The sequence below is a fragment of the Halobacillus sp. ABR2_026 genome (genome assembly GCF_056158545.1).
Genome location: NZ_JBSWTM010000001.1, coordinates 1,973,903 through 1,996,811, shown reverse-complemented (window position 1 = coordinate 1,996,811; position 22,909 = coordinate 1,973,903). Strand labels below are relative to the sequence as shown.

19 protein-coding genes, 1 other RNA gene and 2 pseudogenes are annotated in these 22,909 nt (G+C 42.4%); 17 read left to right on the top strand and 5 right to left on the bottom strand.

The annotated features are described in order from the left end of the window. The first annotated feature begins 66 nt into the window (after nt 1–66). The 7 genes from ACXADE_RS10295 to ACXADE_RS10265 all read left to right on the top strand — a co-directional run bounded on the left by ACXADE_RS10295 (nt 67) and on the right by ACXADE_RS10265 (nt 6,173). On the top strand, nt 67–237 hold the full coding sequence (locus ACXADE_RS10295) for a YpmA family protein (RefSeq protein ID WP_474980378.1): 171 nt from the start codon (nt 67–69) through the stop codon (nt 235–237). Beyond that, nucleotides 200–724: a cell wall elongation regulator TseB-like domain-containing protein gene (locus ACXADE_RS10290; RefSeq protein WP_474980377.1), complete on the top strand. Its 525-nt coding sequence runs from the start codon at nt 200–202 to the stop codon at nt 722–724. Before ACXADE_RS10295 ends, ACXADE_RS10290 begins: the two co-directional genes overlap by 38 nt. Nucleotides 725–739: 15 nt before the next feature. Beyond that, on the top strand, nt 740–1,924 hold the full coding sequence (locus tag ACXADE_RS10285) for a pyridoxal phosphate-dependent aminotransferase (RefSeq protein ID WP_474980376.1): 1,185 nt from the start codon (nt 740–742) through the stop codon (nt 1,922–1,924). Nucleotides 1,925–1,943: 19 nt separating this feature from the next. Further along, complete coding sequence (gene asnS / locus ACXADE_RS10280) at nt 1,944–3,236, top strand: asparagine--tRNA ligase (protein ID WP_474980375.1); 1,293 nt, start codon at nt 1,944–1,946, stop codon at nt 3,234–3,236. Between the two features lie 102 nt (nt 3,237–3,338). Next, nucleotides 3,339–4,034, top strand: a complete 696-nt coding sequence (locus ACXADE_RS10275) for a DnaD domain protein (protein WP_474980374.1) — start codon at nt 3,339–3,341, stop codon at nt 4,032–4,034. A gap of 8 nt (nt 4,035–4,042) precedes the next feature. Next, nucleotides 4,043–4,702, top strand: a complete 660-nt coding sequence (gene nth / locus ACXADE_RS10270; RefSeq protein ID WP_474980373.1) for an endonuclease III — start codon at nt 4,043–4,045, stop codon at nt 4,700–4,702. 143 nt (nt 4,703–4,845) lie between these two features. Next, a protein-coding gene (locus ACXADE_RS10265) for an IS3 family transposase (RefSeq protein ID WP_474979588.1) occupies nt 4,846–6,173 on the top strand; the annotation gives its coding sequence in 2 pieces (ribosomal slippage) (nt 4,846–5,218 and nt 5,218–6,173; 1,329 coding nt in all). A gap of 932 nt (nt 6,174–7,105) precedes the next feature. Here ACXADE_RS10265 and ACXADE_RS10260 read toward each other — a convergent pair. Both ACXADE_RS10260 and recU read right to left on the bottom strand, forming a co-directional pair. Continuing rightward, a complete protein-coding gene (locus ACXADE_RS10260) occupies nt 7,106–9,718 on the bottom strand; it encodes a PBP1A family penicillin-binding protein (RefSeq protein ID WP_474980372.1) in 2,613 nt (870 codons plus the stop codon). A 15-nt stretch (nt 9,719–9,733) separates the two neighbouring features. After that, entirely contained in the window at nt 9,734–10,324 is a 591-nt protein-coding gene (recU, locus tag ACXADE_RS10255) for a Holliday junction resolvase RecU (protein WP_474980371.1), read from the bottom strand. Nucleotides 10,325–10,982: 658 nt separating this feature from the next. On the opposite strand from recU, the gene ACXADE_RS10250 reads away from it, so the two are divergent. Further along, nucleotides 10,983–11,249 (top strand): hypothetical protein, encoded by a 267-nt coding sequence (locus ACXADE_RS10250; RefSeq protein WP_474980370.1) that lies wholly within the window; start codon nt 10,983–10,985, stop codon nt 11,247–11,249. A 56-nt stretch (nt 11,250–11,305) separates the two neighbouring features. Beyond that, nucleotides 11,306–11,677, top strand: a complete 372-nt coding sequence (locus ACXADE_RS10245; protein ID WP_474980369.1) for a YppE family protein — start codon at nt 11,306–11,308, stop codon at nt 11,675–11,677. Between the two features lie 69 nt (nt 11,678–11,746). On the opposite strand, the pseudogene ACXADE_RS10240 reads toward ACXADE_RS10245, so the two are convergent. Beyond that, nucleotides 11,747–14,796, bottom strand: a pseudogene (locus ACXADE_RS10240) (efflux RND transporter permease subunit). A 172-nt stretch (nt 14,797–14,968) separates the two neighbouring features. Here ACXADE_RS10240 and ACXADE_RS10235 point away from each other — a divergent pair. The 7 genes and pseudogenes from ACXADE_RS10235 to ACXADE_RS10205 all read left to right on the top strand — a co-directional run bounded on the left by ACXADE_RS10235 (nt 14,969) and on the right by ACXADE_RS10205 (nt 20,788). Further along, a complete protein-coding gene (locus ACXADE_RS10235) occupies nt 14,969–15,382 on the top strand; it encodes a cytidine deaminase (protein ID WP_474980368.1) in 414 nt (137 codons plus the stop codon). A gap of 474 nt (nt 15,383–15,856) precedes the next feature. Continuing rightward, the gene (locus tag ACXADE_RS10230; RefSeq protein WP_474980367.1) at nt 15,857–16,441 is read left to right on the top strand and encodes a CotD family spore coat protein; all 585 of its coding nucleotides are present in this window, start codon (nt 15,857–15,859) and stop codon (nt 16,439–16,441) included. A 90-nt stretch (nt 16,442–16,531) separates the two neighbouring features. Beyond that, nucleotides 16,532–17,086 carry an SLOG family protein gene (locus ACXADE_RS10225; RefSeq protein ID WP_474982220.1) on the top strand — a complete coding sequence of 185 codons (555 nt, stop codon included), beginning with the start codon at nt 16,532–16,534 and terminating at the stop codon, nt 17,084–17,086. Between the two features lie 77 nt (nt 17,087–17,163). After that, nucleotides 17,164–17,475 (top strand): cell division regulator GpsB, encoded by a 312-nt coding sequence (gene gpsB / locus ACXADE_RS10220; protein ID WP_474980366.1) that lies wholly within the window; start codon nt 17,164–17,166, stop codon nt 17,473–17,475. A 94-nt stretch (nt 17,476–17,569) separates the two neighbouring features. After that, an RNA gene (rnpB, locus tag ACXADE_RS10215) (RNase P RNA component class B) lies at nt 17,570–17,946 on the top strand. A gap of 132 nt (nt 17,947–18,078) precedes the next feature. Further along, nucleotides 18,079–19,248, top strand: coding sequence for a THUMP domain-containing class I SAM-dependent RNA methyltransferase (locus tag ACXADE_RS10210; protein WP_474980365.1), 1,170 nt, complete (start codon nt 18,079–18,081; stop codon nt 19,246–19,248). Between the two features lie 45 nt (nt 19,249–19,293). Beyond that, nucleotides 19,294–20,788, top strand: a pseudogene (locus ACXADE_RS10205) (carboxypeptidase M32). A 96-nt stretch (nt 20,789–20,884) separates the two neighbouring features. Here ACXADE_RS10205 and ACXADE_RS10200 read toward each other — a convergent pair. Next, nucleotides 20,885–21,436, bottom strand: coding sequence for a hypothetical protein (locus ACXADE_RS10200; RefSeq protein ID WP_474980364.1), 552 nt, complete (start codon nt 21,434–21,436; stop codon nt 20,885–20,887). Between the two features lie 120 nt (nt 21,437–21,556). On the opposite strand from ACXADE_RS10200, the gene ACXADE_RS10195 reads away from it, so the two are divergent. After that, nucleotides 21,557–22,324, top strand: coding sequence for an SDR family NAD(P)-dependent oxidoreductase (locus ACXADE_RS10195; protein WP_474980363.1), 768 nt, complete (start codon nt 21,557–21,559; stop codon nt 22,322–22,324). Between the two features lie 65 nt (nt 22,325–22,389). On the opposite strand, the gene ACXADE_RS10190 is transcribed toward ACXADE_RS10195, so the two are convergent. Next, nucleotides 22,390–22,857: a chemotaxis protein CheX gene (locus tag ACXADE_RS10190; protein WP_474980362.1), complete on the bottom strand. Its 468-nt coding sequence runs from the start codon at nt 22,855–22,857 to the stop codon at nt 22,390–22,392. Between the last annotated feature and the right edge of the window lie 52 nt (nt 22,858–22,909).

Genomic DNA, 22,909 nt, shown 5'->3' with positions numbered 1-22,909 from the left:
GATGAAAATGATTGTGTAGAACCTGTTATAATAATAGTCGGATTACGTATATGGAGGTTTTTGCCGATGGAAAATAAGATTGAAACATTATCTACGGTACGCATACAAAAAACGGATGACTTGTATAAAATTGTTGATACATTGAACCGTACATTGAAAGAAAATAATCTAATGTTTGGATTGGCACTGGATGATGACGATGCTGAGACCGCAGTCTTCACCATTTACCGTACCTAGTTGGTTGAAATGGACGCTGGCTATAACAGGAATTGTCATGACAGCCGCCTTTATTCTGTTCCTTTGGATCTATATTGATGTGAATCAGGATAGAAAAGCTGGACACCCTGAAGCGGAAGCAATAGCTATGGAACAAGGGAATTTAAGCAGCATCGACCATGTTTCCACCTATAATGGGACTCAAGAGTATTACATTGTTCAAGGCGTAAGAAAATCCAAAGAAACATTGATGGTCATCGATTTAAAAGAAAACACCATCCTGGATGAAGTTTCTATGGATCAGATGGTAACTACCGAAGAAATGCAGCAAAAATGGGAGACTAATTGCTCCAACTGTACGTTCAAAGATATTCAGTACGGCTTTGAAGAAAACAAACCTGTTTATCAATTGACCTATATTGATGACCAGAATCGTTACGTTATGGATTATTTTACTTTAAAAGGTGAAGCCTTCGATCAGCGCTTTGCCTTCAGACAGAATGATTAAAAGGAGCGGACGTTTATGGAATTAGCACAACGTGTTCAATCTTTGACACCTTCAACAACATTGGCCATCACAGCGAAAGCGAAAGCACTTAAGGCTGAGGGGCATGATGTCATCGGTCTCGGCGCTGGGGAGCCTGATTTCAATACCCCGGCTTATATTCTGGACGCTGCCAAACGTGCGATGGACGAAGGAAAGACCAAATATACACCTTCAGGTGGAGTCCCTGAACTTAAGAACAGCATTACTGCTAAACTGAAACGGGACCAGGGATTAACGTATACGAACGAACAAATTATCGTTACAACAGGAGCTAAGCACGCGTTATTCACTTTATTCCAAGTGCTATTGAATGAAGGCGACGAAGTCATAGTTCCTGCTCCCTATTGGGTAAGCTATCCAGAACAGATCAAATTAGCTGAAGGAAAGCCAGTCATCGTTTCGGCGGACGAAGCGAATCATTTCAAATTGACCCCGGAACAATTGAAGCAGTCGATCACTTCTAAAACTAAAGCGGTCATCATCAATTCACCGAGTAACCCGACGGGTATGATGTATTCAGAGTCAGAATTGAAGGCTCTCGGTGACGTCTGTCTTGAACATGGCATTATGATCGTATCAGATGAAATCTATGAAAAATTGGTTTATACAGAAGAAGAACATGTTTCCATTGCTCAATTGTCGGAAGAACTTTATGATCAGACGATTATTATTAATGGTGTCTCCAAATCCCATTCGATGACAGGTTGGAGGATCGGCTTTGCAGCTGGTAATAAAACCATTATTAAAGCAATGTCCAACATGGCTTCCCATTCGACGTCCAATCCGACTACAATCGCTCAGTACGCTGCGCTTGCTGCCTATACAGCATCGGAAGACGAAGTATTTAAAATGAAACAGGCATTCAAGGAGCGTCTTGATGTACTCCACCAGAAACTGATCGAAATACCAGGAGTGAGCTGTGCGAAACCATCAGGAGCATTCTATCTGTTCCCGAATGTGAAGCAGGCGGCGGAACAAGGCGGCTTTGAAAATGTGGATTCCTGGGTCAAAGCTTTGCTGGACGAAGAAAAAGTAGCCCTCGTTCCCGGGTCTGGGTTTGGCAGCCCTGATAACGTCCGGTTGTCCTATGCCACATCTCTCGATCAGCTTGAAAAAGCAGCGGATCGTATTGAACATTTTGTAAACAAACATCAATCATAAGCTTTTGGAGGTTTTTAGAGTGAAAACAACGATTACAGAAGTGTCAAAACACGTTGGAGAAGAAGTGACAATTGGAGCATGGTTGAGCAATAAACGATCCAGCGGGAAAATTGCGTTCCTGCAGCTTCGGGATGGAACAGGCTTCATGCAGGGGATTGTTGTAAAAGCAGAGATCGGTGAAGAGAAATTCCAAGAGGCGAAAGCATTAACACAGGAATCCTCTCTTTTTGTGACGGGTGTTATTGTAGAAGATACACGCTCACCGCTCGGATTTGAAATGCAGGTGAAAGATTTCGAAATCATTCATGAAGCGGTGGATTATCCGATCACACCGAAGGAGCATGGCCCTGAATTTTTGATGGATCACCGTCACCTTTGGCTTCGTTCCAAGCGTCAACATGCTGTTATGAAAGTGCGTAATGAAATTATACGCGCGACGTATGAATTTTTTAATGATAACGGTTATGTTAAAATCGATCCTCCTATTCTTACTGGATCCTCAGCAGAAGGAACGACAGAACTCTTCCATACGAAGTATTTTGAAGAGGACGCTTATTTGTCCCAAAGTGGCCAATTGTACATGGAAGCAGCTGCCATGGCATTTGGACGTGTGTTCAGTTTCGGTCCTACCTTCCGCGCTGAGAAATCCAAAACTCGTCGTCACTTGATAGAATTTTGGATGATCGAGCCTGAGATGGCGTTTATGGATCACGAAGATAGTCTAGAAGTGCAGGAGCAGTATGTGGCTCACGTCGTTCAATCCGTACTGGAAAATTGCAAAATTGAACTTGATGCCCTTGGCCGTGATACAGAGAAGCTTCAAAACATCAAAGCACCTTTCCCACGCATCAGTTATGATGACGCGATTCAACTCCTGAAGGATAAAGGATTTGATGATATCGAGTGGGGCGAAGACTTCGGAGCTCCACATGAGACAGCCATTGCAGAAAGTTATGATAAACCTGTATTCATTACGAACTACCCGGCTGAAATTAAAGCATTTTACATGAAGCCGGATCCAGAACGTCCGGAAGTCGTCATGTGCGCAGATTTGATCGCACCCGAAGGTTATGGAGAAATCATTGGTGGATTTCAAAGAATCGATGACCTGGAATTGATGAAGCAAAGATATGAAGAACACGATTTAACGGGCGATGCCTACAAATGGTATTTACAATTACGTGAATATGGCAGCGTACCACACTCCGGCTTTGGTTTGGGACTTGAACGTACGGTGGCTTGGATATCCGGAGTAGAGCACGTCCGTGAAACGATTCCATTCCCACGTCTTTTAAATCGTCTATACCCATGATTACAAATTATTGAATGACATCATGTAGGAACACCGATTTTTCGCCCCTCCGGGCGTGTCGGTGTTTTTCATTCCATGAAGCAGGAGAATGGAGGGATTGATTTGGCTAAATACCAAAGCTTTCAAAACATCATGGATAACCAAATGGTCGTTCCAGCAAAACTATTGGAAAATTATCATCAGCTGAAATTGAACGAAACAGAACTGGTCGTTCTTTTACAAATTCACCGGTTCCGTACGGAAGGAAATGGGTTTCCTACGCCAGAGCAGCTGGCTGCGCACTTATCTATTTCGTCTCAGGAATGCTCGCGTGTTCTTAGGAGCCTGATCCAAAAAAGAATGATGACCATCGAACAGAATCAAAATGAACATCGTGTCCTGAACGAATTTTATTCGCTGGAACCCTTGTGGGAAAAACTTTTCACAGCAGCCTCTAAACCTCAAGGCAGCGATCGTTCTTATGAAGAGCATATCTTTCCATTATTTGAACAAGAATTCGGCAGGCCGCTATCTCCATTTGAGATTGAAAACATCAACATCTGGCTTGATGAGGAAGAACAATCTCCGGCACTAATCAAAGCAGCTTTAAGAGAAGCTGTATTGATGAGTAAGTTGAATTTTAAATACATTGATCGCATTTTGAGAGAATGGAAGCGTAAAGGTGTGAAAACAGTCGAACAAGCCCGTGAACAAGGAAAACAGTTCAGACAGGGACAGCAAACAACAAAGCCTCAAAAACAGGAGAGTAAAAAGCGGGATATTTCTCTTTATTATAATTGGCTGGAGGAGGATTCATAACATACACAATGTTGAATAGACAACAAATCAAACAATGTTTAGATACGTTCGAAGAAATGTTTCCGGAAGCAGAGTGCGAACTGACGCACAGCAACCCTTTTGAACTTCTGGTGGCTGTCGTGTTGTCTGCCCAAGCAACAGATGCCTTAGTGAATAAAGTCACTCCTCAATTATTCGAAAAATATAAGAAACCGGAAGACTATATATCCGTTTCTTTAGAGGAGCTTCAAGAGGATATCAAACGGATTGGTTTATATAGAAACAAAGCAAAAAACATAAAAAAATTATCCCAAACGCTTGTCGATCAATTCAACGGAGAAGTTCCACCTACGAAGAAAGAACTTGAAAGTTTAGCAGGAGTGGGGAGGAAGACCGCTAATGTGGTAGCTTCCGTCGCGTTCGATGAACCTGCCATTGCTGTAGATACGCACGTCGAGCGTGTTTCCAAACGACTGGGTATCTGCCGTTGGAAAGATTCTGTGTTGGAAGTCGAAAAAACATTAATGAAGAAAATCCCCATGGAAGAGTGGAGCTTGACTCATCATCGGATGATTTTTTTTGGACGATACCACTGCAAAGCTCAACGTCCCAGTTGCGAAGAATGTCCTTTATTATACTTGTGTAGAGAAGGGCAGAAGAGGATGAGGAAATTAGAGAAATCCAAATAAAAGAGACCCTCTAGATGACTGTCTGAACTATACCCCGAATAATGGACACTGATAAAAAAGTGCCCTTATTCGGGGTTTTTTGTGTTTCATGACCTCGATTGTCCATTTATAATCGAATTAACTAATGCGAGCGAGGGATAAACATGCCTAAGATTATTTTTACTGAATCACAAAGAAGAGAACTTGAGTCCAACCCAAACATCTTAAGAGTTTCAGATCGATCCATCACCTATTCTCCTGATTTCAAAGTGAAAGCTGTGAAGGAAAACGAGAAAGGGAAAGGACCTCACCAAATCTTTGTCGAACATGGATTCGATCTCTCTATTATTGGTGTTAAAAAGCCAAAACAATGTATAAAGCGCTGGCGAGAAACGTTTCAGAAGTACGGAGAAGATGGGTTTTACACCGAACGCCGAGGGAAAAGTGCGACAGGGCGCCCCTCATCAAAAGAGCTTTCCTCTGAAGATAAGCTGAAGAAAGCAGAAGCGCGCATTGCGTATCTAGAGGCGGAGCTGGACTTCGTAAAAAAGCTCGACGAACTCGAAAGGCAGGCGAAGAAGAACAAGTAACGACATCAGAAAAATTTCAGCTTATTGAACAAATGGTAAGAGATCATAATTTCCCAGAGTTGGTCCAATATTTTTGTGAGTTAGCGGGCGTCAGTCGCTCTGGTTATTATAATTGGTTAAAATCAGAAGGTACCCGCGCAAAAAGAGAGCAGAAAGATGAGGCGGATTACAAGCTGATTAAGAACGTGTATATCCGGAAAAATGGAAAAGTGGGAGCCCTCCAAATCAAAATGATTTTAGAGAACGAAGAGAACGTTGTGATGAACCATAAGCGTATCCGCCGTATTATGAAGAAGTACAGTCTGGTGTGCCGTATTCGGAGATCAAACCCTTATAAGCAAATCGCTCAAGCAACACAAGAGCATAAGACGTGCGAGAATAAATTGGAGCGTCAATTCGATCAACAAGAACCACACAAAGTCCTTCTAACAGATATTACCTATATCTACTATGCGAAAGGGAAGAAAGCTTATTTATCCGTAATTAAAGATGGCGCAACAAGAGAAATACTAGCTTATCATCTTTCAACATCCTTAAAGATGGACATTGTGTACACGACGCTTGATAACTTAATGGAACGCGAAGACTTTATTCCCCACCCAGACTGTCTTATCCATTCCGACCAGGGCGTGCACTATACGCATCCGGAATTCCAAAAGAAAGTCAGTAATCTAGGTTTGGATCAGTCGATGTCCCGTCGCGGTAACTGTTGGGATAATGCCCCGGTGGAGTCCTTCTTCGGGCACATGAAAGATGGGATAGATTTTAAAACATGCACTTCTGTTTTTGAAGTCAAGCAAGCGATTGAAGAATACATGGAGTATTACAATGAAGGTCGATATCAGTGGTCCTTACAAAAAATGACCCCGGTACAATACCGAGGTCACCTACTAGCAGCCTAGCACTTTTTATTAAACTGTCCATTTTTGAGGTTACAGTTCAGTCGAGAGGGTCTCTTTTATTTAGGCTCTGTTCACGATCCAACCATTGAATCTTGCTGGATTATGATTTCGAAACGGAGCCTTTCGCTAAATGGCACGATTGTTGAAGACTTGATTTCGAGATGTTTTTTGAGTGAATAGGGCTACGGGGAATAGCTCGCTTTCCGCGGGAGCGCGGTGAGCCTCCTCAGGCTAACGCCGTGCGGGGTCTCACCCTGCACTTTTTTCCTCGTAGATATCCGGTTTCTGCGCCTAGCGGCTAGTGAGACTTCCCTCACTTCTGTACGATAAGTCAACATCGAATCTCTTCGTTCTTCGTGTTTCCTTTATCTCCTCCAGCTCAGTCCAGTCCATACGCCGCTGAACGAGGCGCCTGCACACTTAAGATAGGAGTCTCGCCATTTCCTTCCGCCCCTTAGCCATGGCAGATTCTCTAAATCACTACTGGAACAATCAGCTTGAATGACTGTGGAAATTAGAGGATATAACCTCTCCACAGCAGGCATTCAGAATTTATAAGCTTGATACAGAGCACTTTATGCCTGCCTTAATATGGGGAAGAGGGAACAATTCCTCTAGGTATAGGGGTCGTTTCTCCTTACTATGAAAGGGGTGGTTGGGAAGCTGCGAGACTCCCGCGGGAATGGATGGGCTGGCGAGACCCCACAGGACGAAGTCCGAGGAGGCATGCCGCCATCCCCGCAGGAAAGCGAGTGGCTTCGCAGCCACCCCTAACGCTCAACAAGGCAATGAACCCCCGGAACATCTCGAAACTGAGTCTTCCACAAACGGGAGCTTTAATTGAATAAGCCAAATATAAAAAAGGAACTTCCATAAAAATGGAAGTTCCTTTTTGAAGTAATATCAACACTAAACTTTAACAGAGATTTTATTTAAGCTGCATCCTGTTGATCGTCCTGATTGTCATCGGCAGGAGGTGGTTCTTCATCAGAACCACCGTTTCCACCAGAACCGGAATTGCCACCTTGGTTTTGGTCATCGTTCTGATCGGATTGACCATCATCAGAACCATTGCCTTCCCCGTTATTTTGATCATTACGATTATTGTTGTTGTTATTTTCACCATCGTTTCCTTCGTTTTCATTATTGCCTTCAGAAGAATCGTCTCCTTCAGGATTTTCTTCTTCATTCTCTTGATCTTCTTCATCTTCAGATTCTTCTGGAGGTTCCTCTTCGAGTGAACCTGGTGCTTGCACGGTGACGGATGCAGGATCGCTATTTGCAGTATTGTCATCGTCGCTTACGACAACGACAGCAAATTCATAGGAAGCTCCTGGATCGACATTAGTGATTTCAACACTCGTATCCTTAGTTGTCGTAAGTTCTCTCATTTCACCGCCATCAATCGAGGCAGCGACCCGGAAACTTACCCCGTCGGTATCTCCATATGACCAGGACAGGTCAATACTTGAGGTATCTTCATTGAAGTTTCCAGAAAGTGATTGAACTGGGTCGAGTTTCTGATAGGTTTCAGAAACTTTGGACGGTTGATTATCGACATGAAACAGTTCTGTGACAATGCGGTCTGATGGAGTATACTCACTCGGAAGTCTCGCAGGTCTCGAACCTTTCTCTACATCTACCCAAGCGACCGAATCCGGTTTTGTAAAGTCTGGAGTGTCCACACCCTGGGATAGTTGAGTCATTAATGGCTTATAGATTTGTTTAGGAACATCTTTAGCTGCTTGTGACATGGCATCCTCTGTCTCATAACCTGACCATATGGAAATCGAATACTTCGTCGTATAACCATTGAACCAGGAATCTGATGCATAGTCTCCGCGGTTCGTCGTTCCTGTTTTTCCTGCGTCCATGACCCCAGGGACATTGGCTGCTGTTCCTGTACCTTCACTCATTGTTGTTTGAAGCATGTTGGAAATCATGTACGCCGTGTAACTGTTCATGGCCGATTCCGGTTCAGGTGTCAGTTCTATGGTTCCTTCGCCAGGAACTTCGACTTTAGTTACTGTATGAGGTTCATTATAGACACCTTCATTTCCGAAGGCTGCATAAGCAGCTGCCATCTCTTTAGGGTTCGTTCCTGATCCTCCGCCGATCGCGTCCATCTGGTAAATGGTATCATCTCGGAAAGAGAAACCTAAGCCTTCTGCAAATTCCTGTGCTTTATCCAAACCAACCTCTTCGATTGTTTTCAACGCAGGAATATTTAATGAACGGCTGAGGGCATATCGTGCAGAAACCCATCCTCTGAAATTATTGTCGAAGTTATTTACAGATTTTCCATTCACTTCATAAGGTTCATCTTTAATTTGATGATAGGTGGACATTTTATTGTATTGAATTGCTGGTCCATATGCTGTAATTGGTTTGAACGTCGAACCTGGCTGACGATTAATTTGTGTAGCGGAATTAAATTGGCCTTTTTGATAATTGCGGCCGCCTCCGATTGCTCGGATCGCTCCTGTCTGTGTATCCGTTACAGCGACACCTGCCCATAGTTCATCATCCGGCCATTGAACCGGACCTTCATTACTGAGCAGTTGTTGGACTTGTTTTTGAGCATCAGGGTCGAGTGTCGTGTAAATTTTCAGGCCGTCTTTATAGATATCCGACCCGTCCATTTTTTCTTTAATTTCCCGTTCCACTTCGTCAAGAAATGCTTGATAAGGTGTTTCTTCATCGGCTTGCCTTTCTACAAGCATGTCTTCCACTTCAACTTGTCTGGCTTCATCGGCTTCAGCTTCTGTAATTTTTCCGTGCTGGACCATAAGGCTGAGAACCGTATTCATCCGGTCTTTCGCTAAATCCGGATTTTCAAAAGGCATATAGCCGCTAGGTCGTTGGGGAAGTCCTGCCAGTAAAGCAGCTTCAGGCAATGTAAGCTCACTGAGCTCTTTTTTACCGAAATACGTTTCCGCAGCTTCAGCAACCCCATAAGAACCAGCGCCATAATAAATTTTATTCAAGTACATCTCCAGGATTTTTTCTTTAGAATATTCCTGGTCCAGCTTAATCGCTAAATATTGTTCTTGAACTTTACGTTTGATGGTTTTATCTTTCGTCAGGAACGATTCCTTCACAACCTGTTGAGTAATCGTACTCGCTCCTTCAGCTCCGAATCCACCGGTAATGTTGGCTAAAATTGCTCCACCGATCCTCCGGAAGTCGATTCCTATGTGATCGTAGAAACGGACATCTTCTGTCGCAAGGACTGCATCTTCAAGAATAGGGGGGATGTCATTGTACGTAATTTTGGTTCGTCGTTCATCCCCTGCAAGATCGGCAAACAAGTCCCCATTTTTATCATAAACTTTCGAAGAAAAAGGATCAGATAATTTCGATTCATCAATACTAGGTGCTGTGGCTACATAGTAAGTGAATAATGCTCCTACCCCAAGCATCAAAACGATACCGATGGTTAGCAGCGTCATAAAGATTCTTTTGAATTTAGAACTCTTTTTTCCTTTTTGCGATGTTTTCATCTGCTTTCTTCTTGCTGTACGTGACTGGCTGTCATTGGCCATTTACATTTCCTCCATTCAGAAATAAAGCTGATCGATGGCAGTGGTGTAATGAACCCTTGCCTGATAATGAAAAGGAACTTTGATTCCTTCCTCTTTAATATAAGTATAAGGAATCGATTTCCTTCCTCCGTTCCATTGATCTTCCCAAAAAGAAAAAATGGATGGGGATGGGAGGAGGTATGTCTCATCCAATGGAGTGAATCTGATGATCATAAAACTGATTCCTCCATGATTTTGGATACTCCTCATATGATCGACCTGATGCTGGTGGACATTACTTAATGGAAAAGAAGTTTTATTTTTTGTTTCTTTTGCCTCAAAATCGATGTATTTCCCTCGATAAACCCCGTTGTAATCTGTTGTGGAAGCTTGCTTGAAGTAAGCTTCCTTGATGACCGCTGCACTTCTTTTCGGATAATCCACTTGAACAATTTGTACAGGTGTAGGTTTTTTATGGACCACCGCAATGTCGGCCTGCAGATAATACTCATTGGTCATATTGATGTCTTCTTCCAGCGACATCCCTCTGTTACTGAAATCCGGTTTCATTTTTCCTTTGGGAGCTGCGTTCATTTTGGAACTTTTCCTCCCATTGGGATAATTCAAGACTCATCCCTCCCTATAGCCATGAGAGTATCATACCAGATTTTAATCGCCAAGAATATACACATTAGGCTCCATTTATATAGACGTACAGAGGGAAGAAAAGTTTCAGTCGTTCACAGGATTGACACATAGTGTGGAACCGTCATGAGTATTACCCTGTGAAGCATTAGTCAAAACCCCGTTTATATTATTTCGATTAACATTTGTGTTTTTTGACTTTTATTTGCACCATCTTTCACAATTCTATTCAGTCACGACTTTTTAATTTGTACGGGGTGAGGGGAAAATATATTCTATGTTCTCCAACTAAAGGACACGCTGTTTCTATCTCAACTTTTTATCGTGGGAATAGGTAGACCAAGTATTTAGAGCAAAGGTAAAAAAAAGCCGCTGCTATAAACAATAGCAGCAGCTTCTCGTGTAAGTTACGTAGATGGACGGTTTTCTCCAGTCAATTTCGGATTATCCGTTTTTGCTGGAGTCGGTTTTTTGTCTTTCTTTTCTTTTTTGTTGGCCATGGTGTATTTCTCCTTTTATGTCGAAGATTCGAAATTGTATTGACTTGTTTTGTTGCTTTAGTTCTAGTCTTGTCAACCATAAAGGAGATATGCACGGAATCGAGAATTTTTATAACACCACTAAAAGGGGGAGTATTGTTATGAAAAAGAATAGTGTCATTACAACGGATGAATTTGAGGTTCAGCTTTCACATCTACAGGAAAAATTCTCGATGCTTGAGAAGAGATTGTCGATGAAAGCTGACGAAATCGTGTTTAATATGGCCGTCTCCCACCGAAAAGAAATGGATGATTTAAAAAATGAAGTATTTGAACTTCGTGATGAGCTTAGAAAAATGAAGCGGGAAAAACGTTTTGAATATTTGGGTAAGGTCGCTCAGCAAGCGAGACGTCGTTCCGTCGGTTGATTTTGATGCTCAAGGTTCTCACATGATATGATAAGTGAGGAAAGGTGTGGGAACAGATGAGTTTGAAAAGCAATACCAATGAATTGAAGCGCTTAATAGACGAACGGCATCAGCGCTTTTTGAATACAGAAGGGCCAGTAGATAAGAAGAATTATGATTTTTTTAATCAGGTAAAAGAAGAGACGACACCGATGTTTCAACTGGCTAACGAATGGTTGGAGGCAGCTGAATCCTTTGTTAAAGACAGGAAAACGAATGTTCACCCCAATCAAGTGAAATCTACACACGAAAATATAGAAATGATCATTCTCCACAGTTATTATCTTGATGTACATCGGAAAAGATTCAAGGAATTGTATCAGTCTGTACACTATGTCTTAGACATGGTGCTGGACGATTTGAATAAGATTAAAAAAAGCTCCCATTAATGGGGAGCTTTTTTTAGTGCTTCTACACACGTTTTTTTAGTAGAATCGGTGAGAGGACAACACTCTCGACTATTTTTGCTTGTTTTTAGTTAGGATCAAATAAAAGGATGGGACAAGCAAAAGTGTGAGTACTGTAGAAAAAGCAAGTCCTGATACGATGGATACAGCCAATGGCTTGAACAGGACGTCCCCTGTATAAATGATCGGTGCAAGAGCTGCTATTGACGTCAAAGAAGTCAGTACAATTGGACGAATCCTGCTCTTCCAGCTTCGATAACAGCTTCCACACGACTATTGAAATGCTGTTGATTCTGTTCAATAAATTCCACAAGGATGACGGAGTTCCTGACGACAATTCCAGATAGCGATACAATCCCGAGAACAGCCAGAAAGCTGAGCGGTTCACCCGAGACGAACAATCCTATAATGGCTCCAGTAACGGCTAAGAACACCGTGCCCGTAATCAAAAGAGGCATAAGCAGGGAATTGAATTGAATAGCGATTGTTAAATAAATCAGAAATAACACAATGACGAAAAGCTTAGTGACCTCCACAAAGAAATCAGAGCGGGCATCCGATTCTCCACTTTCTACTATGGTGTACCCACCAGGGAGGTTTTCCTTCAATTCATCAATAATCTCAGATGTTTCTTCTGAAAATTCGCTTTCCATAACTTCTTCTGGATAAGCTTCTATCGTGATGGTCCTTTTTCCATCCAAGTGAGGAATAACACCTAAACGGGTGGATTCATTGACTGTAACGATTTCATCAAGGGTAAACGAAGCAGGTGGACCAGCCCCCCGGGTAGACTGACTAGTGACTTCGAGTTCTGAGAGGGCGACCCCATCTTCTTTACCGTCATCAACGATAACTTCCATTGGCAGGCGGTTGATTCCGATATCGAACGTCCCTAATGGTATACCTACATTAGCCAGTGACATTTGCGAAGTCACTTGATTGATTGGAATATTATTTTCAGCGAGCAGTGCCCGGTCGATGCTGTATTCTGTAAAAGGCTGGCTGTCTGCATTGATCGTAGCTATTTCAGAACTATTCAATTCACTGAAGCGCTTTTGGGCGTTTTCAGCTTCTGTGATCAATGTCTCAAGCTCAGGACCCTGCATCTGAATCTGGACCGGTGGTGATGGAGGAGGACCAGAAACGATTGTCTCCAAGAATATATCACTATCCGGATACTCCTCGCGTAATGGTTCTTCCCACTTTTCGATAAACTTGCTGGCACTTGTCTGATTTCTGTCCACTCGGACGAGCACTTGCCCGGTATTTTCCCCTGAACGTTCTAAACCGGAACTAAATAAACTTGGCAGACCTGTACCGGCAAAAACAGCTGTTTCGCTGATATTTTCATCTGAGCTTTCGAGGAACTCTGCTAATTCTTTCAGTTTTTCTTCTGTATCTTCAATTGTCGTACCTTGAGGGTTTTCTACAGAGATTGTTACCTCTGGACGATCGGCAGCCGGGAAGAATTCAAATGGAATTCGAATAACCAGGGTTGCCAGAAGAACGCAAATCAATAGACCGATGAGGGAAGTAGCCCATGGTTTTTTGGTTGTACGTGGGAGGATCCGATCAGCATAGATGCGTTCTAACCAGCCAAACCATCCACCCAATAGGCCTGATTTTGTGTTTCCTGTCCGCCCTTTTCTTCTTTTTCTTGCATATTGAACAGTAGGTATGAACGTCAATGCAATGATGGTAGAGGCCAGCACTGTGAAAATTAATACAGAGGGAAGCGCTCTTATGAAATCACCATTAGAACCGGATAAGAAAGTTAATGGCAAGAAGCTGAAAATGATCATCAACGTGGAAGTTATGATCGATTTACCGACTTCTTTAACCCCTCTGATCGTTCCATCTAAAGCACCATCGCCCAGTTGGAACCTTCTTTGGATATTATCATTGACCACTATTGCGTCATCCACCAGTATTCCAATAGCAATAATCATTCCTATAATGGATATCTGATTTAAATCCACACCGACGTAAGGGAGTGGGGTTAGTCCAATCAGAATTGAAATCGGGATGGATAAAGCTACAAGAATTGCTGACGAAAGCGGAAGTCCTAAGATCATAATGATAATGACGGCAAAGAAAGAGATCGCAAAAGATGTAATCAAATTTGTGAAGACCTCATCAATGATCGTACTTTGTGTGTAGAACTGAGCCACATCGATACCTGATGGCAGTTCATTCGTTAGAGCATCCACTTGCTCAGTCAAGCTTTCTTGAACAGCGCTTATATTCACGCCTTCCTCTGTTAGGACGGTAATCGAGAGTGCGGGTTTATCTTTATATGAAATCAAATCTTCTACCGGTTTATTTTTAATTTCAATGGAGCCGACATCGCTAAGCGTGATGGGAGCTCCTTCAGCGTTATTTCCTACATATAGTTCTTTTAGTTCCTCAATTTCTGAGTATTGATCAAAAATCAGTTGTTGGATCATCCCATCCTTTTGTTCTGTACCTATAGGAGAGGGACTGAGCTCATTATCCAATGTACTGATAATTGAGGTAGGAGAGAGTTGAAACTCCTGCAGACGTGTATGGTCTAGACTTACGGTAACTTTTTGTTCAGGTAAACCCTTCACTAATAAAGAATCAACACCAGATATTTGCGTGAGCTCCGTTTCCCAATTCTGAATTTCTTCTCTCAATTGATATAAATCTTCCCTTTGATTACTCATAAGGTGATAGGAGGCTACAGCGGACATGGTGGTATCAGTGTTTACAGATGGTGTCTGAACCTCTTCAGGAAAAGAGCTTGATACATCAGATACAGCCTGTCGTATTTTCGCATTCACTGTATCAATATTGTCTCCGGATAAAGTAGCGGTTACGGTGCCAAAACCAGAAGTGGATGCCGAAGTAACTTTATCGACTCCCTCTGTATCCATAAGCTTTTCTTCAAGCGGGTTAATGATCGTACGTTCCACTTCCTGCGGGGTTGCTCCTGGATAAACCGTGGAAATGGCGGACACATTCACATTAATCTCAGGGATTTCCCGTTTTGGGAGCTGAAGATAAGTGAATATTCCAGTAAAGATCAATAATAATATGAAAACCCAAATGATTTTGTTGTATTGTAAAATCGACTTCATGTTTTTCCTCCTTACCAATAAAATATTTATGTTTTCAAGTATAAACTTTTTTTCGACACATGTGTCAATTAAATGTTCTCCAATGTGCTGGAAGGACATAGATCGTGAAACCGCTTTACATATGGGTGGATATCATATATAATTACCTTCCCATTAGTAGGGAGGGATTATGATGGAAAACAAACAGTTAATAGATGAAGCTAAGTTAATGAGGGAAAAAGCTTATGTCCCTTATTCGAAATTCCCTGTAGGAGCCGCATTACTAACCGAAGACGGAACCCTTTATACAGGTTGCAATATCGAAAATGCCGCCTATCCTGTGACATGCTGTGCTGAACGTGTGGCTATTTTCAAAGCGGTAGCGGATGGACACTTTACATTCAAGGAACTAGCGGTCGCAGCGGACACAAAAAGACCCGTACCTCCTTGTGGTTCGTGCCGTCAGGTCATGAGTGAATTTTTCCAATCAGATGTGAAAATTCATACTACAAATCTGCAGGGCGATACAAAAACGTTTACGATGGAAGAAATTCTTCCGTTTTCTTTTGCATCTTCAGATTTCCAGAAGAACAAGCTTAAACGATGAAAAAAGGATGAGTCTCTCATCCTTTTTTTTTGTAAATCTCTTTATTAAAGGCTCTGTTAAAGTTTGTTGTTGATGTTTCCAAATTATGTATGGGTTCTGCGAAGAGTCTCTGCAGAGCCCATTGTAAGTGACCAAATGAGGAACTCCAAACACTCGGCTAATTACGAGAGTATCTGGAGAATGGGGTAAGCCGCACATTTTCCCCGGCCCTTACTACCTATACAAACATTACGAAATAAAATTTTTTGTTGGAAATATGAACACTAAATTTTATCAGAGCCTTATTCATGGGGTTCATGCCCTGTAAACAACCTATTGACCAAGTGGATAGAGCAGACAAATTTACATAATCCAGGGTTAAAGGGGCGACGATAACCGATAAGAAAGTATAGGATATGATGATATCGCCCAGTACGTTCCCACTCTTTGTGACATACGCTGATAAGGAATAAAAGAACAAGGAGTGAAAGCACGATGCATCACAATTCTATGCAGGATTCTTGTGGCTGTGGGCCGATGTCGCCAGCCGGAAACCGCAGACCAATCGTATGCCCGGTACAAAACTGTGTAGTCGATAATTACTTCTGTGAAAATCAGGATTATATTCACCCCACCCATATTCTCGTCAGAAATAACCATACGTTAAATAATAACCACTATTTCCCTTATATGGTCTCTGAGCAAAACAACTTCCAGACGCAAGATTTTGCTTTTCCTCAAGGGGCTTCTCCAGACTACAATTGGATGGATTATATGAACCCTCAAGAAATGGGTCAAATGCCGAATGGCCAAGGTCAAATGCCAATGAATGAAGAAGAAATGAGTCAGGGTCAAATGCCGATGATGGGCCAAGGCCAGATGCCCGGCATGGGTCAGGGTCAAATGCCGATGATGGGCCAAGGCCAGATGCCCGGCATGGGTCAGGGCCAAATGCCGATGATGGGCCAAGGCCAGATGCCCGGCATGGGTCAGGGCCAAATGCCGATGATGGGCCAAGGCCAGATGCCTGGCATGGGTCAGGGTCAAATGCCGATGATGGGTTCTGGATCCAATAGTTAGTAGAAGTAAGCCACTGTTGTGGCTTATTTTCTTTTTTTGGCAAAACATATTAAAATGAATGGAAGAAAAGGGGGGACTCCATTGAAAACCATGTTCGTTACAGGCTACAAGCCGATGGAAATGGGCATATTCAAAAATGATGACCCTAAAATCGAATTCGTGAAAGAGACAATAAAGAGAAGATTAACAACATACATAGAAGAAGGTTTGGAATGGGTTCTTATCTCGGGTCAGATGGGTGTTGAACTATGGGCAGCTGAAATCGTTCTCGATCTGAAAGAAGTCTATGAGGTGAAGTTGGGTATGTTGCCACCTTTTGAAGATCAGGAAGCAAGATGGCCGGAGGATTTGAAGCTTACCTATGAAGAAGTGACAATGAGTGCGGATTTTTATCAGCCGATTTATAACAAAGGATACGAAGGACCCTATCAATTTAAAGCGAAGGATCAGTTCCTTGTCAATCATTCAGACGGCTGCCTGGTTCTTTTTGATGAGGATACAGAAGGAAGTCCCCAATACTTCCTGCGAGCAGCTAAAGATGCAAAGGAGCAAGGAGATTATGAAATCTTATATATTACCCCTTTAGATCTTGAAGAAACCGTAGAAGAGCTCAGGATGTCCGACCCCGATTACTGGAGTCAGTAATTGTTTCTGATTTGAAATTGACATTTCCGTGCCCTTCTGAAAAAATGAAGATAATGTGTGAAACAGAGGTGAAATAAATGAACGAAGAAGAGTATCATTTAAGCGGGAAGGATATCCTGGAAAAAGACTTTAAAACGTCTATGAGAGGATATAACCAGGAAGAAGTAGATGAGTATCTGGACTTGATTATTCAGGATTATGACCGTTTTCAACAGGAAATTGAGCGCTTGCATCAGGAAAATGAACGCTTGAAAAAAATGTCCTCAAGAGAAACAACACAAAGACAAAGACAAACGCCGACGAACAACAACCATCAAGTGAATTATGACATTTTGAAAAGGGTGTCAAATTTGGAAAAAGCCGTCTTCGGCAATAAATACGCCGACTGATCTCATTTTTTTCCAATGACAAATGATCTACCGTCTGCTATAATGACTAGGCACGTCTGTTAGGGCGTAACGACAAAAATTAAAACTCATTTGAATACTCGGGTAATCGCTGTACAGTATGCTGTACAGAGGAAAGTCCATGCTCGCACAGGCTGAGATGTTTGTAGTGTTCGTGCTTGACGAAACCATAAGTCAAGGGAGTTCTTTAGAACTTACGGCAGGGAAAGTTCCTAAGTCTTTGATAAGGAATGACTACCTTGAAAGTGCCACAGTGACGGAGCCGGAGTAGAAATACTTCGGGTGGAACGAGGTAAACCCCACGAGCGAGCAACCCAAATATAGGTAGGGGCACTTTTCAATGGGAAATGAACCAGAGAAGAGGCCGATTTATTCGGCAGATAGATGATTGCCACCGGAGTACGAGGTTGACCACCGTTTGCAGTACAATGGGACAGAACATGGCTTACAGAGTATTCAATGGTCGTTAATGATACAGATGATCCCTTCTGGAAAGCCTCATGCTTTTTAGAAGGGTTTTTTCTTTGTTTTTATAGAGTTAGTGTAGAGAACATAAGCTTACGATACATATGAAGGAGGTTCATTATGCCGAAAAAAGTAACCTTGATTGCAACGGCAGCGATGGGATTGGAATCGATCGTTGGAAAAGAAGTTAAAGATTTAGGATATGAAGATATCCAGATTGAAAATGGAAGGGTTGTATTTGAAGCTGATGTGTCGGCCATTCCAAGAGCCAACCTTTGGCTCCGCACAGCGGATCGCGTCAAATTGCTGGTAGGTAAATTCAAAGCCACCTCATTTGATCAACTATTTGAAGAGACCAAAGCATTGCCATGGGAAAGTTTTATTGAAGAAGATGGAGAGTTTCCGGTTGTAGGTAAATCTGTCAAATCCAAATTATATAGTGTGCCCGATTGTCAATCCATTGTGAAAAAGGCGATTGTGGAACGGTTAAAGGCCAAACACGGAATTTCTTCCTGGCTGAAGGAAACGGGGGCCTTTTACCGCGTAGAAGTAGCGCTGCATAAGGATGAAGCTTTATTAACGATCGATACTTCCGGAAGTGGTCTGCATAAGCGTGGATATCGAGTAGGACAAGGGGAAGCTCCTCTGAAAGAGACCTTGGCTGCTGCCCTTGTACAGATTACCAATTGGACACCGGATCAGCCTTTCGTCGACCCTTTTTGTGGCTCTGGTACAATCGCCATTGAAGCTGCGTTGATCGGACAAAATATAGCGCCTGGCTTCAATCGGGAATTCGCCTCGGAAAAATGGGGACTTATCCCTGATCAAGTATGGGAAGACGCTTTTCAGGAAGCGGAAAATTCGGCAAATTATGATCAGCCGCTGCAAATTGTGGGATCTGATCTTGACCCCGGTTTAATTGACATCGCGAAAAGAAATGCGATGGAAGCGGGCCTCGGTGATTTAATTTCGTGGAAACAGATGCAGATGAGCGATTTCAAACCTAAGCAGGAAAATGGTTACCTTGTGTCTAATCCTCCTTATGGAGAGCGTATGGGAGACCGGCCGGAAGTTGAGCAAATGTATCGTGATCTGGGAACCATTATGCGTGATCATCCATCCTGGAGCGTTTATATCCTTACTTCGCATGAAGGATTCGAAAAGTTATACGGTAAACCGGCCACGAAAAAGCGTAAACTCTTCAACGGCTTTATCAAAACAGATTATTATCAATATTTCGGACGAAAACCGAAAGCGAAACCGGGCAACGGCAAAGGTTTTGGGTTTTAATAAGTTGGATAAAGACGGTTAATTACATGCAGGGGAGTGGTTGAAATGGAGAAAACGACAGAACAGAAATTCCTCGAGCTTCTGAAAGAACAATCGGCTTATGGAGAGGCCATCGGGTTAATGGCCTGGGATATGAGGACAAAAGCGCCTCGTAAAGGTATGGAAGGTCGCTCTGAAGTCATTGGTGTAATGTCCCAAAAGGTTCACGAAATCCAAACCTCGAAAAAGAATGCGTCAATATATTGGAGAACTGAAAGGGAATACGAGCGATCCGGTCATCCAACGGGCGGTAGAGGAAGCGGAAGAAACTTATGATAAAACAGCTAAAATACCAGTGGATGAATACAGAGCTTATGTGACGCTTCAGACCAAAGCTGAATCAGTATGGGGAGAAGCTAAGAAAAACAATGACTTTGAGAGCTTCCGTCCTTATTTGGAACAATTGGTCGAGTATAATCGCAGGTTTGCGGATTATTGGGGTTACGAAAATCATCGTTACGATGCCTTGTTGAACAATTATGAGCCTGGAGTGACGGTTGAAGTTCTGGATCAAGTTTTCCCAAAAGTAAGGGAAGCATTAACGGGGCTGTTGAAAAAAATCCAGAATTCTTCAGTTAAACCGGATCCATCTGTTCTTCAAGGCCATTTCCCTAAAGAACGCCAGGAAAAGTTCAGTGAAGCCATTTTGGCGCGTATGGGATACGATTTTGATGCGGGGCGTCTTGATGAAACCGTCCATCCATTTGCCATCGGCTTAAATACAAATGATGTCAGGGTCACGACGAAGTACGATGAAAGTGATTTTAGAACAGCGGTTTTCGGAACGATCCATGAAGGCGGACACGCTCTCTATGAACAAAACATTGATCCTGAGCTGGCTTTTACACCACTTGCAGATGGTACAAGCATGGGGATTCACGAGTCACAATCACTGTTCTGGGAAAATTTCGTGGCACGCAGTGAAGGCTTCTGGAAAAATCATTATGAGATGTTCCAATCCTTTGCCCCGGATCATTTCCATAAGCTTCCCCTCGAAAAATTTTATCCTGCTGTAAATGAAGTGAAACCTTCCTTGATCAGAATTGAAGCAGATGAGCTGACTTACTGCCTTCACATTATGGTTCGCTATGAGCTGGAAAAAGCTTTGATTGGCGGAGAAATTGAGGTGAAACACTTACCGGAATTATGGAATCAGAAAATGGAAGATTACCTTGGTGTTTCCCCGGATCATCATTCAGATGGGGTCCTGCAGGATATTCACTGGTCTGGAGGCGACTTCGGTTATTTCCCTTCTTATGCTTTAGGTTATATGTATGCGGCACAGTTGAATTCAGCCATGAGGAAAGAGATTGATGTCGATGGTCTCATTGAAGCAGGAGATTTCCATATGATTAAGGAATGGTTGACGGAGAACGTCCATAAGCATGGAAAAATGAAAAAACCTTTGGAGATCCTACAAGAGACAACAGGTGAAGGATTGAATCCTGAGAACCTTATTCATTATCTTACGGATAAATACCAAAAGATTTACCAGTTTTAACACGTTAGATAAAGCCCATTTAACAAAAGCTTCTAAAAGGAATAAATTTTGATTGAATAATCAAAAAGCCCGGCTGCTAAAGCCGGGCTTTACTTATTATGACATTTCTTCCATCAAATTCGGACTAGCCGGGAATCCAGCCTGTTCGATGATTTCATTGAACTGGTCGTTGAATTCAGTGAACTTTTCTTCAGCTTCTGTGAAATCAGCGTTTTCCAAGTTCTCATTCAAAGCTTTTTCTACCCCTTCATAATATGCTTTTAAAGAAGGAAGGGACTCTTCCATTTTTTTCATGATATCGTCTGGAAGTTCTGCTTCAATTGTATACTCGTCCACCATGGAAGCAGCTTCACCTGCAGCTGTTTTTGCTTCTTCTCCAGCTGATTTGATTGCTTCAGTATCCGGTTCTTCAGCGGATACAGCTGTTTGATAGGCAGAAATTTTTTGTTGATAAGGTTTGAACGTATTCGTCAGATTCATTTGTGCACTGAGCACTTCTTTTTTCAATTGCTGTTCGTCGTTTTCTTTGTTTTCAGATGTGTCTTCCGTCTGATTTTCTGTGTCTGTTTCTGTGTCTTCGGTGTCACTGTTACAACCTGCTAAAACAATAGCAGCACAGAGACCAAAAGCCAATAGCCATTTTTTCATACAGACAACCCCCTTTGTTTATTCATGCTATTCATTTTATGGCAGGTCTTGGTGAATGTAAATAAATTGCAAAAATGTTATAATATACTGAAAATTCAAAGTTGTTAACGGAGGGTGCATATGTATTTACCAGATTTCAGATTAGAAGGAAAACTTGCAGTCATTACTGGTGGTACGAAAGGGATCGGAAAGGCCATTACGCTTGCTTATGCGGAATCTGGGGCAGATGTAATCATTATTGCAAGAAATAAAGAAGACCTTGAGCATACGAAAATGGAAGTAGAGAGGTTAGGGCAAAAGGCTTTCACTATATGCAATGATATTACAAATTACAGGGCGATTATAGAACAGGTTGACGCTGTTCTTGATGGTCGAACTTTAGACATATGGGTAAACAATGCTGGATTAAATATAAGAAATAAGGCGGAGAAAGTGACAGAGGAGGAGTGGGATCGCATCATTTCTACAAATATGCGGAGTGCTTTTTTTCTTTCTCAATATGCAGGTCAAGTCATGCAAGCAGCCAAGCAAGGGAAAATTATCAATATATCATCCGTGGGTGGTCATACAGCATTAAGGACAGGTGTCGTTTACGCGATGACCAAAAGTGCGCTCATTCAAATGACGAAGAATCTCGCGCTTGAATGGGGAAAGCATAATATTAATGTCAACGCCATCGGTCCATGGTATTTTCCTACAGCATTGACAGAAACACTCCTCCAGGATGAAACATATGTTCAAGAGATCCTATCCCGTACGCCGTTGAACAGAATCGGAAAATTAGAAGAATTAAGCGGGGCAGCTGTATTCTTAGCTTCGGAAGCTGGTAATTATATGACAGGACAAACATTGTTCGTAGACGGTGGTATGACCATTTACGGCTTTTAAAAGGTGAACGTAAACCACTGATTCAAGTAGGGATGAAAGGGAAGCGCCATGGAGGGATGGCGCTTTTATACGGTCATTTTTTGATCATCGACCATTAGAATGAGAGAGAAGTGAAGGTTTTCTTCCATGTGGAGTGAAACGTGAAAGGCATGCGTATGTTTTGTTGTATGCTCTTCCTCCTCAATAATCGTCGGTGGAGTGATATCAATATTTACTTCCTGTTCAGAAACGAAGGTAGCCAAATTGCCTGCAATCATGTTGCCTAACTCCCCTGTGAAAGAGGTCAACATGTCACCTTCCAGTGGAAGACCGTACATTCTTTCTCCTGCCAGACTGAAACTCGCCTCGCTTCCTTCAATTAACAACTTCCCCGAGAGGTCACCGGTCATCCCGATCAACACTCCTCGTTCGCTGTTTACGTAGGACTCATGGAGAAGGGATGGTTTTTCTGTGATCATTTCAAATGGCAGAATGCGATTTACGGTATGAATACTTCCGTTTAAAACGGCTGTAATGGACTGATTTAGAGACACCTTGAGTCCTCCTTGAATGTTCTTTGAGATTTAGGTCTATCATACCATATAT

What these genes read in the sequence shown, in the direction of transcription:
- ACXADE_RS10195 (WP_474980363.1), top strand. Translation starts at nt 21,557, where the DNA reads ATGTATTTACCAGATTTCAGATTAGAAGGAAAACTTGCAGTCATTACT.
- ACXADE_RS10250 (WP_474980370.1), top strand. Translation starts at nt 10,983, where the DNA reads ATGAAAAAGAATAGTGTCATTACAACGGATGAATTTGAGGTTCAGCTT.
- ACXADE_RS10210 (WP_474980365.1), top strand. Translation starts at nt 18,079, where the DNA reads ATGCCGAAAAAAGTAACCTTGATTGCAACGGCAGCGATGGGATTGGAA.
- ACXADE_RS10260 (WP_474980372.1), bottom strand. Translation starts at nt 9,718, where the DNA reads ATGGCCAATGACAGCCAGTCACGTACAGCAAGAAGAAAGCAGATGAAA.
- ACXADE_RS10200 (WP_474980364.1), bottom strand. Translation starts at nt 21,436, where the DNA reads ATGAAAAAATGGCTATTGGCTTTTGGTCTCTGTGCTGCTATTGTTTTA.
- ACXADE_RS10245 (WP_474980369.1), top strand. Translation starts at nt 11,306, where the DNA reads ATGAGTTTGAAAAGCAATACCAATGAATTGAAGCGCTTAATAGACGAA.
- ACXADE_RS10235 (WP_474980368.1), top strand. Translation starts at nt 14,969, where the DNA reads ATGGAAAACAAACAGTTAATAGATGAAGCTAAGTTAATGAGGGAAAAA.
- ACXADE_RS10295 (WP_474980378.1), top strand. Translation starts at nt 67, where the DNA reads ATGGAAAATAAGATTGAAACATTATCTACGGTACGCATACAAAAAACG.
- ACXADE_RS10290 (WP_474980377.1), top strand. Translation starts at nt 200, where the DNA reads ATGCTGAGACCGCAGTCTTCACCATTTACCGTACCTAGTTGGTTGAAA.
- ACXADE_RS10225 (WP_474982220.1), top strand. Translation starts at nt 16,532, where the DNA reads ATGTTCGTTACAGGCTACAAGCCGATGGAAATGGGCATATTCAAAAAT.
- gpsB (WP_474980366.1), top strand. Translation starts at nt 17,164, where the DNA reads ATGAACGAAGAAGAGTATCATTTAAGCGGGAAGGATATCCTGGAAAAA.
- nth (WP_474980373.1), top strand. Translation starts at nt 4,043, where the DNA reads ATGTTGAATAGACAACAAATCAAACAATGTTTAGATACGTTCGAAGAA.
- ACXADE_RS10285 (WP_474980376.1), top strand. Translation starts at nt 740, where the DNA reads ATGGAATTAGCACAACGTGTTCAATCTTTGACACCTTCAACAACATTG.
- ACXADE_RS10230 (WP_474980367.1), top strand. Translation starts at nt 15,857, where the DNA reads ATGCATCACAATTCTATGCAGGATTCTTGTGGCTGTGGGCCGATGTCG.